This is a genomic window from Saliniradius amylolyticus, from assembly GCF_003143555.1.
Classification (GTDB): Bacteria; Pseudomonadota; Gammaproteobacteria; order Enterobacterales; family Alteromonadaceae; genus Saliniradius; species Saliniradius amylolyticus.
Genome location: NZ_CP029347.1, coordinates 2,301,813 through 2,317,483 on the forward strand (window position 1 = coordinate 2,301,813; position 15,671 = coordinate 2,317,483).

At 52.0% G+C, this 15,671-nt stretch carries 17 protein-coding genes; 10 read left to right on the forward strand and 7 right to left on the reverse strand.

The annotated features are described in order from the left end of the window. Nucleotides 1–104: 104 nt before the first annotated feature. From map to HMF8227_RS10740, 4 genes are all read left to right on the forward strand, one after another. Complete coding sequence (gene map, locus HMF8227_RS10725) at nucleotides 105–893, forward strand: type I methionyl aminopeptidase (RefSeq protein ID WP_109340169.1); 789 nt, start codon at nucleotides 105–107, stop codon at nucleotides 891–893. A gap of 10 nt (nucleotides 894–903) precedes the next feature. Then, nucleotides 904–3,546 (forward strand): [protein-PII] uridylyltransferase, encoded by a 2,643-nt coding sequence (gene glnD / locus HMF8227_RS10730; protein WP_109340170.1) that lies wholly within the window; start codon nucleotides 904–906, stop codon nucleotides 3,544–3,546. After that, nucleotides 3,534–4,358, forward strand: coding sequence for a 2,3,4,5-tetrahydropyridine-2,6-dicarboxylate N-succinyltransferase (gene dapD / locus HMF8227_RS10735; protein WP_109340171.1), 825 nt, complete (start codon nucleotides 3,534–3,536; stop codon nucleotides 4,356–4,358). Before glnD ends, dapD begins: the two co-directional genes overlap by 13 nt. Nucleotides 4,359–4,451: 93 nt before the next feature. After that, a complete protein-coding gene (locus tag HMF8227_RS10740; protein ID WP_109340172.1) occupies nucleotides 4,452–5,240 on the forward strand; it encodes a substrate-binding periplasmic protein in 789 nt (262 codons plus the stop codon). On the opposite strand, the gene HMF8227_RS10745 is transcribed toward HMF8227_RS10740, so the two are convergent. The 3 genes from HMF8227_RS10745 to HMF8227_RS10755 are packed head-to-tail and all read right to left on the reverse strand — an operon-like array spanning nucleotide 5,234 to nucleotide 6,745. Next, the gene (locus tag HMF8227_RS10745) at nucleotides 5,234–5,671 is read right to left on the reverse strand and encodes a flavodoxin domain-containing protein (protein ID WP_109340173.1); all 438 of its coding nucleotides are present in this window, start codon (nucleotides 5,669–5,671) and stop codon (nucleotides 5,234–5,236) included. The genes HMF8227_RS10740 and HMF8227_RS10745 overlap by 7 nt on opposite strands. 10 nt (nucleotides 5,672–5,681) lie before the next feature. After that, nucleotides 5,682–6,422 carry a tRNA pseudouridine(65) synthase TruC gene (truC, locus tag HMF8227_RS10750; RefSeq protein WP_204101095.1) on the reverse strand — a complete coding sequence of 247 codons (741 nt, stop codon included), beginning with the start codon at nucleotides 6,420–6,422 and terminating at the stop codon, nucleotides 5,682–5,684. Then, a complete protein-coding gene (locus HMF8227_RS10755; protein ID WP_109340175.1) occupies nucleotides 6,419–6,745 on the reverse strand; it encodes a YqcC family protein in 327 nt (108 codons plus the stop codon). The genes truC and HMF8227_RS10755 overlap by 4 nt, the downstream gene beginning before the upstream one ends. A gap of 197 nt (nucleotides 6,746–6,942) precedes the next feature. Between HMF8227_RS10755 and HMF8227_RS10760 the strand changes: the two genes are divergently transcribed. Both HMF8227_RS10760 and HMF8227_RS10765 read left to right on the forward strand, forming a co-directional pair. After that, on the forward strand, nucleotides 6,943–7,956 hold the full coding sequence (locus tag HMF8227_RS10760; RefSeq protein ID WP_109340176.1) for a DUF3549 family protein: 1,014 nt from the start codon (nucleotides 6,943–6,945) through the stop codon (nucleotides 7,954–7,956). Next, a complete protein-coding gene (locus HMF8227_RS10765) occupies nucleotides 7,953–8,267 on the forward strand; it encodes a DUF3301 domain-containing protein (protein ID WP_109340177.1) in 315 nt (104 codons plus the stop codon). Before HMF8227_RS10760 ends, HMF8227_RS10765 begins: the two co-directional genes overlap by 4 nt. 795 nt (nucleotides 8,268–9,062) lie before the next feature. Here the strand turns inward: HMF8227_RS10765 and HMF8227_RS10770 are convergent. The 3 genes from HMF8227_RS10770 to HMF8227_RS10780 form a co-directional block, all read right to left on the reverse strand. Next, nucleotides 9,063–9,425, reverse strand: a complete 363-nt coding sequence (locus HMF8227_RS10770; RefSeq protein WP_109340178.1) for an Mpo1-like protein — start codon at nucleotides 9,423–9,425, stop codon at nucleotides 9,063–9,065. Then, nucleotides 9,422–10,078 (reverse strand): GNAT family N-acetyltransferase, encoded by a 657-nt coding sequence (locus tag HMF8227_RS10775; protein ID WP_109340179.1) that lies wholly within the window; start codon nucleotides 10,076–10,078, stop codon nucleotides 9,422–9,424. The genes HMF8227_RS10770 and HMF8227_RS10775 overlap by 4 nt, the downstream gene beginning before the upstream one ends. 77 nt (nucleotides 10,079–10,155) lie before the next feature. Beyond that, nucleotides 10,156–10,530, reverse strand: a complete 375-nt coding sequence (locus HMF8227_RS10780; protein ID WP_109340180.1) for a DUF3192 domain-containing protein — start codon at nucleotides 10,528–10,530, stop codon at nucleotides 10,156–10,158. Between the two features lie 161 nt (nucleotides 10,531–10,691). Between HMF8227_RS10780 and HMF8227_RS10785 the strand changes: the two genes are divergently transcribed. Beyond that, complete coding sequence (locus HMF8227_RS10785) at nucleotides 10,692–11,024, forward strand: hypothetical protein (RefSeq protein ID WP_109340181.1); 333 nt, start codon at nucleotides 10,692–10,694, stop codon at nucleotides 11,022–11,024. Here the strand turns inward: HMF8227_RS10785 and syd are convergent. Further along, nucleotides 10,975–11,529, reverse strand: a complete 555-nt coding sequence (gene syd / locus HMF8227_RS10790; protein ID WP_109340182.1) for a SecY-interacting protein — start codon at nucleotides 11,527–11,529, stop codon at nucleotides 10,975–10,977. The genes HMF8227_RS10785 and syd overlap by 50 nt on opposite strands. A 53-nt stretch (nucleotides 11,530–11,582) precedes the next feature. Here syd and queF point away from each other — a divergent pair, with 53 nt between their 5' ends. The 3 genes from queF to ppnN all read left to right on the forward strand — a co-directional run bounded on the left by queF (nucleotide 11,583) and on the right by ppnN (nucleotide 15,640). Next, nucleotides 11,583–12,416, forward strand: coding sequence for an NADPH-dependent 7-cyano-7-deazaguanine reductase QueF (gene queF / locus HMF8227_RS10795; RefSeq protein ID WP_109340183.1), 834 nt, complete (start codon nucleotides 11,583–11,585; stop codon nucleotides 12,414–12,416). Nucleotides 12,417–12,755: 339 nt separating this feature from the next. Next, nucleotides 12,756–14,282 carry a GGDEF domain-containing protein gene (locus HMF8227_RS10800; RefSeq protein ID WP_109340184.1) on the forward strand — a complete coding sequence of 509 codons (1,527 nt, stop codon included), beginning with the start codon at nucleotides 12,756–12,758 and terminating at the stop codon, nucleotides 14,280–14,282. Next, nucleotides 14,279–15,640: a nucleotide 5'-monophosphate nucleosidase PpnN gene (gene ppnN / locus HMF8227_RS10805; RefSeq protein ID WP_109340185.1), complete on the forward strand. Its 1,362-nt coding sequence runs from the start codon at nucleotides 14,279–14,281 to the stop codon at nucleotides 15,638–15,640. Before HMF8227_RS10800 ends, ppnN begins: the two co-directional genes overlap by 4 nt. The last annotated feature ends 31 nt before the right edge of the window (nucleotides 15,641–15,671 follow it).

The following is a 15,671-nucleotide window of genomic DNA, read 5'->3' on the forward strand; positions in this document are numbered from 1 at the left end:
CGCTAGGCATATAGAATATGCCGAATTGTCCTATACAGCTAAGGGTCCTGTCGCTAAAATGCCGCATTCAGCTAATTAATATTAAAGAAGTAGGAATTTAGGGTTTGACTGCGACTATTAAAACGCCGGAAGAAATTGAAAAAATGCGCGTCGCCGGGAAGCTGGCGTCAGAAGTGCTCGATATGATCGGACCTTATGTGAAAAAGGGCGTCACCACGGGCGAACTGGACAAGATCTGCCACGATTATATTGTCAATGAACAGCAGGCCATTCCCGCCCCCTTAAACTACCATGGCTTTCCCAAGTCCATCTGTACGTCGGTAAACCATGTAATCTGTCATGGCATTCCGTCCGATAAGAAACTTAAAGATGGCGATATCATCAATATCGATGTCACTGTGATCAAAGATGGTTATCACGGTGACACCTCCAAGATGTTCGTGGTAGGCAAGCCTTCCATTATGGCCGAACGACTGATTCGGGTAACTCAGGAATGCTTGTATAAGGGCATCAAGCTGGTCAGGCCAGGCACCCGGCTTGGCGACATCGGCCATGTCATTCAGCAACACGCCGAATCTCATGACTACTCCATTGTGCGTGAATATTGCGGGCACGGTATCGGCAAGGAATTCCATGAAGACCCTCAGGTGGTTCACTATGGCCGCCCCGGCACAGGCATGGAACTGGAAGCGGGCATGTGTTTTACCATCGAGCCTATGGTCAATGCGGGCAAACGCCACTCCAAGTTACTGAAAGACGACTGGACCGTAGTCACCAAGGATCGCAGCCTGAGCGCCCAATGGGAACACACTCTACTGGTCACAGACAACGGCTGTGAAATCCTGACCCTGCGTAGCGACGAAGACATCGATCGCGTACTGGTCAACGACTAACTGACTTCTCATGCACAGTCTGCTCAGCCAAATCAAACAGATCAATGTGGCCGACAATACCGCGGCCTTTAAGGCCTGTGTAGAAAACAGCTATCAATGGCTGGAAGAAAACGCCGGCATGATGGAGATCGAATCTCTGGTGACCGGCCGGGCCACCTTTGTCGATACGCTGTTACGACAGGCCTGGAAGCTGCGAGGTTTGCATGAGCGTAAAGAGCTGGCGTTGATCGCCGTGGGCGGATATGGCCGTGGCCAGTTGCAACCCTACTCGGATGTCGATCTGCTGATCCTGACCCGGCGCACGCCTGATAAAGCCCTGCAAGAAGCGTTAACTGAATTCGTGACCTTCTTATGGGATATCGGCCTGGATATCGGCCAGTCAGTGCGTACCGTCAATCAAACCCTCAAGCTGGCCAAGGACGATGTCACCATCGCCACCAATTTGATTGAGGCGCGACGCCTGATCGGCTGTGAAGAAACCTTTAACGCCCTGCAAATTAAAATGCAGGGTGACAAAGTCTGGTCCAGCAAGGCCTTTTTTCTGGCCAAGCTCGAAGAGCAGCAAAGACGCCATGCACGCTTTAACGGCACCGCGTACAACCTCGAGCCCAATATTAAAGAAAATCCCGGCTGCCTAAGAGATATTCAGACCATCGGCTGGGTGGCCAAGAAGCACTTTAGCGTTCTCAAGGGGCAGGAGCTGGTCGAACACGGCTACTTCACCGAGCGAGAATTTACCGAACTTAAAGACTGTCGCAATCATCTGTGGCGTATGCGCTTTACTTTGCACCTGGTAGCCGGTCGTAGCGAAAATCGTTTATTGTTTGATTATCAACCGGAGGTGGCCGAGCGACTCGGCTATGGCGATCAGGGCAAGGCCTCGGTGGAAAAGATGATGAAGGCTTTTTTCCGCCAACTGACACGTATCACCGAACTCAGTGAGATGCTGTTGCAACGCTTTAGTCACGATACCCTGAACACCAAGATAAAGCGCACCGAGGTTATCGATGACGACTTCGAGCTCACCGATGGTCTTTTGCACGCCCGTCATGACGAGGTGTTTCCGGATCCGGAAAGCCTGCTGGATTTTTTGCGCGTCATCGCCGATACGCCTCAGGTTATCGGTCTTCATTCCAACACCTTGCGTCTGTTGCGTCAGGCTCGCCGTCGTTTTCGCCGCATTCCCCTGACCGAACATCCCTCGTGCCGGGAGCGGTTTATGGCCTTAATGGCTCATCCGGACTTTTTCGGCCTGGCCTGGGACATGGCCCATAAGCACGGCATCATGCACGCCTACCTGCCAGAATGGAACCAGATCGTCGGTATGATGCAGTTTGACCTGTTCCACGCCTATACGGTAGACGAGCATACCCATCGCCTTGTGAAACACATCTATCGTTATACCCTGCCAGACGCAGTTAAAACTTTTCCGCGCTGTCATCGCATTATGCAGGAAATGGACGACCCTCAGATCCTTTACATCGCGGCCATTTTTCATGATATCGGCAAGGGGCGCGGTGGCGATCATTCCAAGCTGGGGGCTGCCGATCTGGCGCGCTTCTGCCAACAGCATGGCATTGGTCAGAAGGAAACCGCCTTAGCCGTATGGTTGGTGGAAAACCACCTGTTGATGTCGGTAACCGCTCAACGTCGCGATATTTATGATCCGGACGTGATCCGCGAGTTTGCCGCCAAGGTTCGCAGTGTGGATTACCTGGACCATCTTTATGTATTAACACTGGCCGATATCCGTGCCACCAATGACAATCTCTGGAACGACTGGAAGGCCTCGCTGTTGCGTGAGCTGTATATGATGACCAAGAAGGCCATCGAAACCGGCGAAGAATACCATATTGATATGCAGGCCCAGTCCCAGAAGCATCAACAGGATGCGCTGCTGCGCCTGCAGGACAGTCACATCGACGATGATTTGGTGCATCAGTTCTGGCATCGCCTGGATGAGCATTACTTTATCCGGTTTAAGCCCCGCCAACTGGTGTGGCACGCCCAGATGATTGCCGAGCACCAGCAACTGGAAGGCCGGGAAATGGTAGTGGCCTTTAATGACAATACCTCAAAAGCCGGTACCGAGCTGATTCTTTACACCCGTAATCGCCCGAGCCTGTTTGCTCAGGTCGCCTCGGTACTGGACAGCCGAAATTGCTCGATACATGACGCCCAGATCATGACCATCGATGATGGCTATGTGTTCGACAGTTTTATCATTCTGGATGACGACGGTGAGCGTATTGCCTCGCCCTCTCGTCAACGTAGCCTGATTGAGGCCATTCGTACTCAATTACTGAAAACCAGTGACCAGCACACCAACAACCGCAAGATGTCACGGCGCATGAAACAATTGAATGTGCCCACCAAAATGCGCTTTTTTACCAACAAGAATGATATGACCATTCTGGAATTGGAGGCGCTGGACGCACCGGGACTGTTGGCGACCATTAGCCAGGAGTTCATCTGTCAGGACATCCATCTGCACATGGCCAAAATCAGTACCATCGGTGAGCGTGCCGAAGACGTGTTTCTGTTAACCAACCACCTGGATCAGGCACTGTCACAGCACCAGCAACTCAGCCTGAAAAACGCCTTAACTTCTCTTTTAGATCAACATAACAACGGTGAGACATGTCACAACTAAAAACCACAATTGAAAAGGCCTTTGAAACCCGCGACCAGTGGACGGCCGAGACCGCCGACCCAGCAGTTAAAGATGCCGTCACTGAAGCCATCGCCATGCTGAATCAGGGGACCGCCCGCGTGGCAGAGAAAGTAGCCGGAGAATGGGTTGTCCATCAATGGCTGAAAAAAGCCGTTCTGCTGTTTTTCAAACTGCATGATAACGAACTTATTGAGGGTGCCGAGAGCCAGTACTTTGATAAGGTCCCCCTCAAATACAATGGCTACAGCGACCAGCGCTTTCGAGAAGAAGGCGTTCGCATTGTGCCGCCAGCGGCCGTGCGAACAGGCTCTTACATCGGTAAGAACGTGGTGGTGATGCCCTCCTACGTCAATATCGGCGCCTATGTGGGCGAAGGCGCTATGGTCGATACCTGGGCGACTGTCGGCTCATGCGCCCAGATCGGCAATAACGTGCACCTGTCCGGTGGCGTAGGCATTGGTGGGGTACTTGAGCCACTGCAGGCCAACCCCACCATTATCGAAGACAACTGCTTTATTGGCGCTCGCTCAGAAATCGTCGAGGGCGTCATCGTTGAGGAAGGCGCAGTGATTTCCATGGGCGTTTATATCGGTCAAAGCACGCGCATTTTTGATCGCGAAACAGGTGAAGTTCACTATGGTCGGGTTCCTGCCGGTTCTGTCGTTGTGCCAGGCACTCTGCCCTCTAAAGATGGCAAATGCAGTCTGTATGCCGCCATTATTGTCAAGAAGGTCGACGCTAAAACCCGCGCCAAGGTAGGCATCAATGCCCTGTTAAGAAACGCCGAGTAATTGGCCTCTAATCCCGGCCAGTAACTGACTGGCCGGGCACTAAAAGCTGAGCTAGGATTAACTCTGTGTATAATCAGGGAAGGCCACCGTCTCATGCGTTTAATGCTTATAAGCCTTAGTCTTCTGCTTTTAGCCTGCCATACCGTTCAAGCTCGCACGATTACCATCGCCTCTGGTATTACGGCACCCTACACTTCCCCCAAACTGCCGGAACAAGGCTATGTCAATCATGTCGTCCGCGAGGCCTTCGCCAGCCAGGGCTATACCGTAAGTTTTGTTTACCTGCCGTGGGCGCGGGCCTATGAAGAAGCGCTGTCAGGCCGGTTCGATGCTACGTCTTACTGGTACAACAGCCAATGGCGCGAGAAAGATTTTCACTATAGCCAGCCGGTCATTTCCGAGCGGCTGGTGTTTTTCCGCCGTCAGTCCGATGGCCCGCAGCTATGGCAAAACCTAGATGACTTTAAGGACCTGCGTATCGGCCTGACCCGAGGATATACCTATACCAAAGAGCTATGGGCCTTGGCGGAGCGCTCGCCAGAGCGGTTTTCAGTGGTTAATACAGACAGGCAGAACCTGACAATGCTGGCGTTGGGACGCATCGATCTCTTTCCGGTGGACGAAATTACCGGGTGGCACCTGGCAGAATCATATCTGGCTCCGGAGCAGGCTCGCCGTCTGGAGACCCTTCCCCGACCGCTCAACGTAGTGGAAGGTCACGTGTTATTCCCTAAGGCCAAAGCCGTCAGCCGTTCACTGCTTAATAGCTTTAACAAAGGGCTTAACGAGTTGATCGAAAATGGCAGGATGAGTGAACTGGAGGAGCAATTGGTGACCGGCTTTTATTCTCAACCGATAGAAGCCGGCCGTCAGACTCAATAATATTGCTTTATCCAGGGCAGAACCTCTTCGGTAGGCTCTAATGTTTCTATGGCATCCACTTCCAGTAGCTGAGTACGAGGGGTGCCCATCAGCTCCTCCATTAACTCGTAAATACGTCGCCCGGCGCCGCAATAGGTCTCTCCATAGCTGCTATCGCCTAAGGCCACCACAGCAAACTTTCGCCCGTCCAATAGCGGAAAGCGGGACTCAAGATCCAGAATAAAGGGCTCCAGGTTGGGCGGGATGTCTCCCTGACCGGTAGTGGAGCTGATAAACAGCACCTCTTGCGCTTCCTGGAAGTCACTGACCTGAGGGTCATCCAGCAAGTCGACCCGATAGCCCAGTGCAGTCAGAGTATCGGCCGCTTCTTCGGCCACTTGTTGAGCATTGCCATAAACACTGCCGTAAAACACACTGATTTGTTGCGCCATCTAAACTCCTCTATGCCGATGGGTCTTGTGAATGGCGGTAAGAGTGCCATTGTGCCAGCAATTTGTCGATACGCCCGTCGTAGTCGGACTCCAGTGTCAGTTTGTCGCCGGTAAAAGGGTGCGGCAGACTTAACCGAGTGGCGGTCAGTGCCAACCCCTGAAATCCAAATTGCTCCCGTAAAAAGCGATTTTGCTTATTATCACCATGATTCACATCCCCCACAATGGGATGGTTGATATGGGACAGATGACGACGTAACTGATGTTTACGCCCGGTTTCGGGGTAAAGTTCCAAATACGAATAGCGGGCAGTTGCATAGCGATCGACGGCAAACGGCAATTCAAACTGGTACAGAGTACGATAACGCGTACGAGCCTCCTGAGGCGGCTTGTCCTGTCTGGCCTTTTTATCGGCCAGCTTATCCAGCTTTTCCTTTAATGGCCGGTCAATCAGCCCCTCAGCCGGGGCAAAACCGCGCACCATTGCGCGGTAGGTCTTATCCACCTGACCGGAGGTAAAGAGTTCGGTTAAACGTCGTGCGGCCTCGGAACTGAGTCCCATTAATAATACCCCGGAGGTGGGTTTATCCAGCCGGTGCACGGTAAATACCCGTTGGCCTATTTGGTCGCGGACCTGCTGCATCGCAAACTCAGTTTCGTGGCGATCGATCAGGCTGCGGTGCACCAGTAATCCGGCGGGCTTGTGCACCGCCACCATATACTCATCCTGATACAGTAGCGGTAACATCAGGCTTCCTCATAAAGCGCGTCGAACCTAGCCAGAACTCGTTCTACCCTCTGTGTATCAGGGGTATCCCGCCAGCTTTGTTGCGCCATCGGCAATATTTTCATCGCCCCGGGCAAAGGCTCATTGGCTTCAATTAACGCGGTCAGTTTGGGCACAAAAATAAACTGTAACCACTGTTCAAAGGTCAGGGTGTCACAGGCAAAAGGAGCCTGGCTGGAGAGTGCTTCGGCGCCCGGCGGCGTCTGGCTCCAGAGCCCACGTGAGCGCATGGCGGCCTCCAGCTCTTGCAGCAAATGCAAACCTTCTGCGGCGATGGGGTTAGACATAAGTTAACTCTACGAACATAGTATTTGAATCAAACGACCGGATATTGCTTACCCTCCGGGCTAAACCAGCCCGGTCCTGCTGAGCAAAAATCACCTCTGGCAGAGCTCGTCTATGCAAGATAAACCGGCCCTAGTATAATTTAACGCTTTTCTGTTCCGGGCCTGTAAAAAGAGGCCGTTAACCGCTTAAGGATACCATGTCAGAGATCAGTACCATTAGTGAATTTCTGCTTCAGTCAGGCTGCCAATACCGCGTGTTTGATTTGGGCCGGGGCATTCGCAAGCTCAAGGCGCAAGAGTTCATGGACATTGAAGCCAACAAGGTACCGCACCCATACCCCCGTTTGGGACTGGCTTGGTTTGGTATTGTATTCTGGAATAAGCAGCTGTCCGACCAACAATACATCTGGTTTCTCAAGTTGCCGCTGGATGAACAAGGACTGCTGTCCAGCGCTGCACGCAACCAGTTTTTAAATATTGTCGTCGAGGCGCTTGGTGCACAGATGGAAGTCACCAAGGCCGATTCTATCCCCGAGAACCCTTATACCTTTACTCCCGGCCAGCAGCAGATGGCGGACTTTAACAGCATGGTACGTAAGGCTTTGTCCATGCCGCCCTCCTCATTCTATGAGCAAGCCTGTGATTACATTCGAGACCCACAAGCGCACGACTGGCAGCAGTTACCATTGCAGGGACTGGCCGATGTCATCGCCCGTCTTGAGGAGACCAGTGAGCTTTTGTGCGAGCAGTTTGAAAGCTTAAATGACACCGTACAGCACAGCCTGCTTAACTCCATGGAAAACCAACCACTGGGCGTGTCTCTGACCGAGACGTTGCTGGACTGGATTCAGCGTCAGCCGGACAATACCGCGGTGCATGTGGCACTATTAAGGGCGCTGACCCAGTCTCAGGCTCGGGGGTTGGTACATCAACATATCGCCCGCCTGCTTGACTCCCCTATGGGCGCTAAGTCCGATTGTTTGATCGTGATTTCGGGTCGGCACTGGGATTACCTGGAGGACGAAGAGCGCCTGTATGACTTTATGGAGCGTCTGGCAAAGCTTGAAAGTAATATTTTTGTGGCCGTATTTGCCGATATCGTGCGCCTGCCCAGTATCAGGGATAAAGCCCTGGCTCAGCTGCGCAGGCCCGACCGCAGTCCCCAATTGAGCCAGGCCATCGAGCACCTGTTTCGGGCCATGCCTTCATGATGCTGCTAAATATATTGCTGCTGGCTCTGGTGGTCGCCATTGCTTTGCAATTTTGGCGGATCCGGGCGATTAGTGAAGCCGCGGGGGACTATTTGCGGAGTTATTGTCAGCAACAGGGGTTGCAGCTGGTCTCTTTTGCCCGCAAACGAACGCGTTTAACCAGTGTTAAGGGCAAGCCCGACTGGCAGTGCGAGTTCCAGTTTGATTTTTCTACCAATGGGGAAGATGTTTACCAGGGGTGGGTAAAGATGAAAGGCAAGTATGTGGTTGCCACCGAATTGCCCGTGCACCGCTACCATCACAACGAGTGACTTCAGAATGATCGAAGGCACAGCCGAAGCTGTGCCTTCAAAAACCTCAGTCCTTTGAATGCCATCCATGCACTCTGTCCTTGAGGTGTCCCTATTACGCTCGCTCCTGAGCCATTCCGTCAATCCATTATCCCTGACCCTGACTCCCATCGCATTCCGTTACATTGCCACGCTCGCCGGCATCCTATACTCCTTGGCATCCATTTCCGTGTGGCTGACTAAAACTATAGCAATACTGGCTTCAGCCGGTGGCGCACACCCTGAATTATTTTTGACTCATTCCCCATCTAAAAATAAATTCCTTTAAAATCAATAGCTAATCTACAGCTACAGATAAAGACCGACAGATTTTTCCGAGTTCTCTTACAGGCCTTGTCAGCGATCTCTTACAAAGCAGTTGTCGCAAAAAAAAAGCGCAACCGTCAGTTGCGCCTTTTTCAGATGGATAACTCCTTTTAGTCTGTCCTTTTCGGCTTCCTTGCCTGCATCCTGCCTTAAATTCCCTGTTACCGCTTCCTGCTATCCTTATGCTTCCCTGTTTATATTCTCCTGAATATAACTTCCTTCCTGAAAGGGTCCTGATTCATCCCTGACACCGTGTTGGTGTTTCCATGTGACAAATGAACTATAGCGGGATTCGAACCTTTCCGGTGGTGATTAAGACACCATTTCTGTTCCCAATCCAACAATAATAAAATAAACCTTATAAAACAAAAAGATAGAAAAACTCACTTCGACGATATGGTTTCACTTTCCGAATTGTCTTACATTCCTTGTAAGAGATGTCTTACAAGGTTAATCACCCGTCGCAGAATTTTCAGAAGAGGACTGTTGCTGTTTCATGCGCTGTAATTGGGAATCCACACCCAACAGGCCCAACCCGGCATCCTTATACATGACCCAATCGCCTAATAAGCTGTACCACGGATGTCGGAAGGTTGCAGGCCGATTGTGTTCAAAGAGAAAGTGACCAATCCAGGCAAATCCATAGCCGACCACAGGCATCAGTAATAATCCCCACCACCAGCGATTCCAGAGGCTGTAGACCAGAATCCCCAGCACCAGTGTACTGCCAATATAATGCAGGGCCCGGCAGCGTTTGTCGCTGTGCTCCTGAAGGTAGTAGGGATAGAAATCAGCGAATGACTTAAAGCTCATGCGCTGTCCTGTCTGCTGCGAAACATAATGTGTCCCTGAATACGACTCACTGTCAGCTCGGTTAACATCTGGTAGCGGTCATGTTCAAAAAATGACAGACACTTAGGCAAAGTCACATAGACAGCCACGCCTTCGCTACTCTGATCCTCCTCCACTACTGAATCAATGGCTCCCATCAATAAGTGGCCCAGACCATGGTGCTGATGATCCGGATGCACACCGATGAACGACAACATGTGATAGCGCTGATAAGGAATGTGAGCCCGCACGCGTTGTTCCTTTTCCACCATCTGTCGAGTACCGATATAGCCAGCGGTCAGCAGCATCTTCAGCCGCCAGTGCCAAAAGCGATTCGGACCGATACTGGCATCCGGCTGTATAATGCAGGCCACCGCCAGTAGACGCCCCTCATCAAACAGGCCAATCATGGGTTGTTTCGCCTCCCAGAACGCACTGATTTCTTCCCGAATAGCCGCTCTCAGTCGAGAGCCATAGCCCTCATCGTCGGCCCGGAAAATATCCATAAACAGAGGATCGTCATGGTAGGCTTTATACAGAATCGAGGCCGCCGATTTCAAATCGTCGGCGGCCAAAAATACCGGCTTTACGGTTTGAACGTCGGGTGAAGCGAGAGTACTGGTGGCACTGGTCATTCGAGTTCCAAAACGGCTGTCTGTGTTCACAGACTAGCGCACCCTACCCCATTTGTTAACACCCTGTTAAAATTGATTCAGAAGGTACTTCGGTATGCGGCGTCCCCCCAGCCTGACAACACCTCGCCACTGAATATCAACGGCGTACACTCTTCCTTGGTCGTCATGCCATCTTCGTGCTGCCTGTGAGTGCGGTAATAGAGCACGCGAAGGGTCTTTCCATCCCTTTCTACCGCCTCGCTGAAGTCCGGCTCGCCCATGCGCGCGACCACCTTATCCAGAGTCATTCCTGGCTCAAGCTTTGCTATTTGTTGGCGGTTCTCTTTTTCCTGTTTCTGCCAGGAGCTGTACTGACGCTCTATACCCTCTCCATCTACCGAGATGATGCAACCGGATAGCAGTAAAGACGCGCTCAGAATGGTCAGGGCAGCTGCCGAGGTTTTCATTTTCATGATGTTTCCTTGTTATGAGTGTTCTTAGGAATGACTCACAAGGCAACAATCGGACCAAAGCTATAACATGCTGATATTAAATGATTTTATAAACAAAGCGTGAATGGCGAAAAACCAAAAAGTGAGATAAACTGCTACTATTTAGCGGAATTCACTGACCCATGACGACGTTTTCTACCGTATTCGAATGCTGTCAGCGCTTAACTCAACAGGGCAAAACCCCATCGGTCGCCCTGGTCCGGGCTCACGCCCACCAACCAATCAGCCTGCAAGAAGCCATCGCGGGTCTTAAGCAGTGGCGTAGTCTGCCTCCTGGCGAGCGCCAAAAAGGGCCTTCAGAGCCGCAGCCAACGGCCTCGTCTGATCAACCCGACCTGACACTGGAGCAGCGTGTAGAGCAATTGGAAGCACAGGTCCTTGCCCTGCAAAGCGAGCTGGCACGAATTAAAACGCCGGCCCCGGCTGCAACTGATACAAAAACTCAGCCAGACTAGGCGCCAGCTGCTCTCGAGGCTCAATCCCGACCGGCTCTAACATCACGGCGCCGGATTGGTTATCGATGCTGATCATCATATCGTCATCGTCGGTAACGGCAATAAACAGCGTTTCCGGCTGGCGCAGACGCCGCTTCATCAGTACGTGACCGATCAGGTTTTGCTGCAAGTGCGTGCCATCGTCTTCATTCCAAAGCTGTAACAGCTGCAGCGGTCCACGATCGGTCACGGCATTGAGACCTTGTGACCAATACCGTCCGTAGAAGGTCTTGATATCGGGGTGAAAGCTCAGTTCTAACGCCGCCTCACAATCGCTAAAGCCCAAAGGCGGCGATTGCCTTACCGGCTGCCAACAAACTCTGCCATTGGCGTCTGGCTCCCCCTGCAGGCAGGGCGACGTCCATTGCGGATCGTAGTCAGTCACCAAGCCTTCGTGGGCATCGGCGTATTCCCGATAACGACGTATAAAATCATCCAGCGCCATTTCCAGATTGGTTTCACTCATAGCGGGCCTCAAAGCTGATATAATGGCGCCATTGTAACCGGCAATCAGACACGATGACACAAGACCAACACCCGGACGCGCTCAAACACTTGTCTTTGGGCCAAGAGACCAATTATAACAGCGGCTATGATCCCGAGCTGCTGCAGGCCGTTCCCCGCCGTCTCAACCGCGAGGATATCGGCCTGACAGGCGTTATGCCATTCAAAGGCGTGGATATCTGGAATGGCTATGAGCTCTCCTGGCTCAACACCAAGGGCAAGCCTTGCGTTGGTATTCTGGAAGCCAGGGTTCCCTTTAACAGCCCCAACTTGATCGAGTCCAAGTCCTTTAAGCTATACCTGAACAGCCTGAACCAGTACCGTCTTCCCTCGACAGAAGCATTGCAGCAACATCTGGAGCGTGATCTTTCGGCCTGCGCACAGGCCCCGGTGACTGCCCGCATTCATCCATTGAACGCCCCGCAATATCAGGTCAGTTCCTGGCAGGGCGACTGTCTGGACGATCTGGATATCAGCATGGATGACTATCAATACGATCCCAGTCTGCTGACCTGTTCGGATGACAAGGTATCGGAAACCCTTATCAGTCACCTGTTAAAATCCAACTGTCTGATCACTAACCAGCCCGACTGGGGCAGCGTAATGATTCGGTATCAGGGCTCCAGGATCAAACGAGAAAATCTGTTGACCTACCTGATCACTTTCAGACAACACAACGAATTCCACGAACAATGTGTGGAGCGTATATACTGCGATATCATGCGCCACTGTAAACCTGAAAAACTGACCGTTTATGCGAGATATACCCGTCGTGGCGGGCTTGACATCAATCCGTTCCGGAGCAACTTCGAGTCAGAACCGGATAACCAGCGCCTGACAAGACAGTAACAAACAAAGAAAACTTACAGAGCAACTTTCAAAAAAACATTAGCTAAGGTATGATGCGCCCGCCTAGTGCAGTGATTTAACAGAACAACCTTGGAAACATCATGCCTCTAGCAAATAATGATAATTACTTACCCTACTACCTCGTCAGGCAACCGCTGAGCGAGGATTAAGACAACATCAAAGGCGACTTCGGTCGCCTTTTTAGATCCCGATCAATGATCTGACCAAAAGCCCTCTTTTATGCGGAGTTGGCCTATTATCAGGGTAGTGATGCTCGTATAATGGTCTGTTCGAGCTTGAGCTCCACGCCCAGCCTTACCGAGTTTGAAGGAGTATTGGATGGACAGCAGCGTAACCGCGCAACGGAGGGCGCTTCGTAGTTTTAAATACCAGATCGACACTCTGGCACAATTTATTGTTCGACTGAGCGCCTTTTTCCAGGGGGCCCGGCCAGCCTTAGATGAAGAACTTCAGATGCTGCGACGTCATATGGGCGGCAAACTGGCGTTTAATGAGGCGGAAGCCTCTATGCGAGCCATTACGGGACTGATGCTGGAGCAAACCGATCTGTTCCGGCAAATGGACCAACAGGCCGAACACCTGATACGGGAAGTACTTCGCCATTTACAATCACAGCCCACACTGCCCGCTGACCTGAGCGACGAAGCCGAGCAGCTGCGCCGAGAGTTAGCGGGCACCGCAATTCATTTTACCGACAGTCTGCCATTGTTTCAGCGTCTGCTTAACATGCAGCAGCGTGCATTAGAGGCACAACCGGGCAGCGTTTCAGTCAGCAACGACCCGGGAGAAGACAGCCGACTCAAAAGCCGTTTGTTAAATGAGCTGAAACACCTCGTCGCCCAAGTGACCCAGCACAGCGATAAGCAACAGCAACTCCAGGATATAGAACGTCAGTTGGCCGAGCCCATGAGCGAGCGACAACTGGTCGAATGTTGTCTGATGTTGCTCAAGCATTTGTTTCAGAATATTTATCAGGAACGCGCCCACGCCGAAGAGTTTGTCGACACCCTGCATCAGAGTCTGACCACGGTTAGCACCAATCTTGAGCAGTCGCTGAAAGACAACGAACAACAGTACCAACAAAAACTCAAGAACAATGCCGACATGCGTGCCTGTATGGAAGACATGGAAGGCATGCTCGCCCAGTCCAACGACCTGGAGCAATTGAAAGCCAAGTCGCAGGTATGTCTGGACAAGATGGCTCAGTCAATGAATGCTCGGGAGCAATACGACCAGCAGGATCAGGCTATTCTGGTCAAGTTGCTAGGCGAGATGCGCCAGCAATTGATTCAGTTAGAAAAGGAAACCAGTCAATACCGCCAGCGTCTGGAAAGCATCCGCAACCAGAACCAATGCGATGCCCTGACCCGCCTCCCAAACCGTAACGCCTATGACACTAAAGTCAGAAAAGAGCTGGCTCATTGGCAAAAAGAAGGCAAGCCCTTGAGTTTAGCACTGGTAGATGTGGATCATTTCAAGAGCATTAATGATAACTATGGTCACACCGCAGGCGATAAAACCCTGCAGGTACTGGCCCAGCAAATCACCAAATGCCTGCGCCACGAAGACTTTATGGCCCGCTGGGGGGGAGAGGAGTTTGTTGTGCTGTTGCCGGATACTGATCTCGAACAATTACAGACACCACTAGAAAAAATCCGCCAAAGGGTTGAACGGATTCCATTTAAGTTCAAAAATCAGCAGGTCACCATTACCGTATCTATCGGCGCGACCCAGTTTGTTCAGGGCGATAGTATTGAGTCGGCCTTCGAACGCGCCGACCAGGCTCTGTATCAGGCCAAGCGTGATGGGCGCAACCAGAACGTTGTTATAGAAGGACCACAATGAAACGAACCGTACAACTCAACCCTATTGGGCCCATGAGCCTGCTGTCTCAGCTGGAAGTGGATCAGCTAAAAAAGTCCACCTCTTCTGAACTTTACCAACTTTTCCGCAATTGCAGCCTGGCCGTATTGAACAGCGGCGCCGAAGAAGACGATTACCATAGTTTATTTGACCCCTATCAGGATTTTGAAATCAACCTGCTCAGACGCGAACGAGGCGTCAAGATCGAGCTGATTAATCCGCCCGAGCTGGCGTTTGTCGATGACCAGTTGATCCAGGGGGTGCACGAGCATCTATTTGCCGTATTGCGCGATTTGTTACACATGGGGGCCCGTTATCAGAGCACCGATGTCAGCAGCCAGGATGACTCGGCCAATATCACCAATATGGTGTTCGATATGCTGCGTAACGCCGAGGTTATCGACCCCACCGGCGACCCGAATATGGTCGTGTGCTGGGGGGGACACTCCATCGGTGAAGTGGAATACAAATACACCAAAGAGGTGGGCTACCAACTGGGCCTGCGTAATATGAATGTGTGTACGGGCTGTGGTCCTGGAGCCATGAAAGGTCCCATGAAAGGTGCCACCATCGGCCACGCAAAACAGCGTTACCTGAGCGGCCGTTACCTGGGCATCTCAGAACCGAGCATCATCGCCGCTGAGCCGCCAAACCCGATCGTCAATGAACTGGTGATCATGCCCGACATCGAAAAGCGTCTGGAAGCCTTTGTGCGCACCGCCCACGGTATCGTCATCTTCCCCGGAGGCGTCGGTACTGCCGAAGAGCTGCTGTATCTGCTTGGCATCATGTTACATGAAGACAATCAGAAGCAGCATATTCCCATTGTGCTGACCGGCCCCAAAGAGTGCGAAGAATACTTCTTTAGCCTGGATCGTTTTATCGGTGCCACTTTGGGCCCTCAGGCGCAGAGCCTGTATGAAATCATTGTCGACGACGCCCCTGAAGTGGCCCGTTACATGACCTCCCACCAGCCCGATGTCCGTGAGTATCGCCGTCAGACAGGCGACTCTTACCACTTTAACTGGTCACTGAAAATCGAACCGGAGTTCCAAACACCCTTCATCCCGACCCACGACTCCATGGCAGGATTGAACCTGCATCTGGATCAACCCAAAGCCGAGCTTGCCGCTGCACTGCGTCGCGCATTTTCGGGTATCGTGGCCGGTAACGTTAAGGCTCAGGGCATTGAGCAAATCAAACAGAAGGGGCCGTTCCAAATTCATGGCGCTCCTGAACTGATGGAGATGCTGGATGAGCTGCTGCGTTCGTTTGTGGTTCAGCAACGCATGAAGCTGCCCGGCTCCGAGTATCACCCCTGCTATGAGGTGGTGCGTTAATCCAGGCTGGCCGTGCCTGAGGCACGGCCAA

Bases quoted from the DNA above. Each gene is read 5' to 3' on its own strand.
- HMF8227_RS10800 (WP_109340184.1), top strand. From the start codon at position 12,756: ATGGACAGCAGCGTAACCGCGCAACGGAGGGCGCTTCGTAGTTTTAAA.
- queF (WP_109340183.1), top strand. From the start codon at position 11,583: ATGACACAAGACCAACACCCGGACGCGCTCAAACACTTGTCTTTGGGC.
- HMF8227_RS10765 (WP_109340177.1), top strand. From the start codon at position 7,953: ATGATGCTGCTAAATATATTGCTGCTGGCTCTGGTGGTCGCCATTGCT.
- HMF8227_RS10780 (WP_109340180.1), bottom strand. From the start codon at position 10,530: ATGAAAATGAAAACCTCGGCAGCTGCCCTGACCATTCTGAGCGCGTCT.
- HMF8227_RS10760 (WP_109340176.1), top strand. From the start codon at position 6,943: ATGTCAGAGATCAGTACCATTAGTGAATTTCTGCTTCAGTCAGGCTGC.
- HMF8227_RS10740 (WP_109340172.1), top strand. From the start codon at position 4,452: ATGCGTTTAATGCTTATAAGCCTTAGTCTTCTGCTTTTAGCCTGCCAT.
- glnD (WP_109340170.1), top strand. From the start codon at position 904: ATGCACAGTCTGCTCAGCCAAATCAAACAGATCAATGTGGCCGACAAT.
- HMF8227_RS10770 (WP_109340178.1), bottom strand. From the start codon at position 9,425: ATGAGCTTTAAGTCATTCGCTGATTTCTATCCCTACTACCTTCAGGAG.
- dapD (WP_109340171.1), top strand. From the start codon at position 3,534: ATGTCACAACTAAAAACCACAATTGAAAAGGCCTTTGAAACCCGCGAC.
- syd (WP_109340182.1), bottom strand. From the start codon at position 11,529: ATGAGTGAAACCAATCTGGAAATGGCGCTGGATGATTTTATACGTCGT.
- HMF8227_RS10755 (WP_109340175.1), bottom strand. From the start codon at position 6,745: ATGTCTAACCCCATCGCCGCAGAAGGTTTGCATTTGCTGCAAGAGCTG.
- HMF8227_RS10745 (WP_109340173.1), bottom strand. From the start codon at position 5,671: ATGGCGCAACAAATCAGTGTGTTTTACGGCAGTGTTTATGGCAATGCT.
- HMF8227_RS10775 (WP_109340179.1), bottom strand. From the start codon at position 10,078: ATGACCAGTGCCACCAGTACTCTCGCTTCACCCGACGTTCAAACCGTA.
- ppnN (WP_109340185.1), top strand. From the start codon at position 14,279: ATGAAACGAACCGTACAACTCAACCCTATTGGGCCCATGAGCCTGCTG.
- HMF8227_RS10785 (WP_109340181.1), top strand. From the start codon at position 10,692: ATGACGACGTTTTCTACCGTATTCGAATGCTGTCAGCGCTTAACTCAA.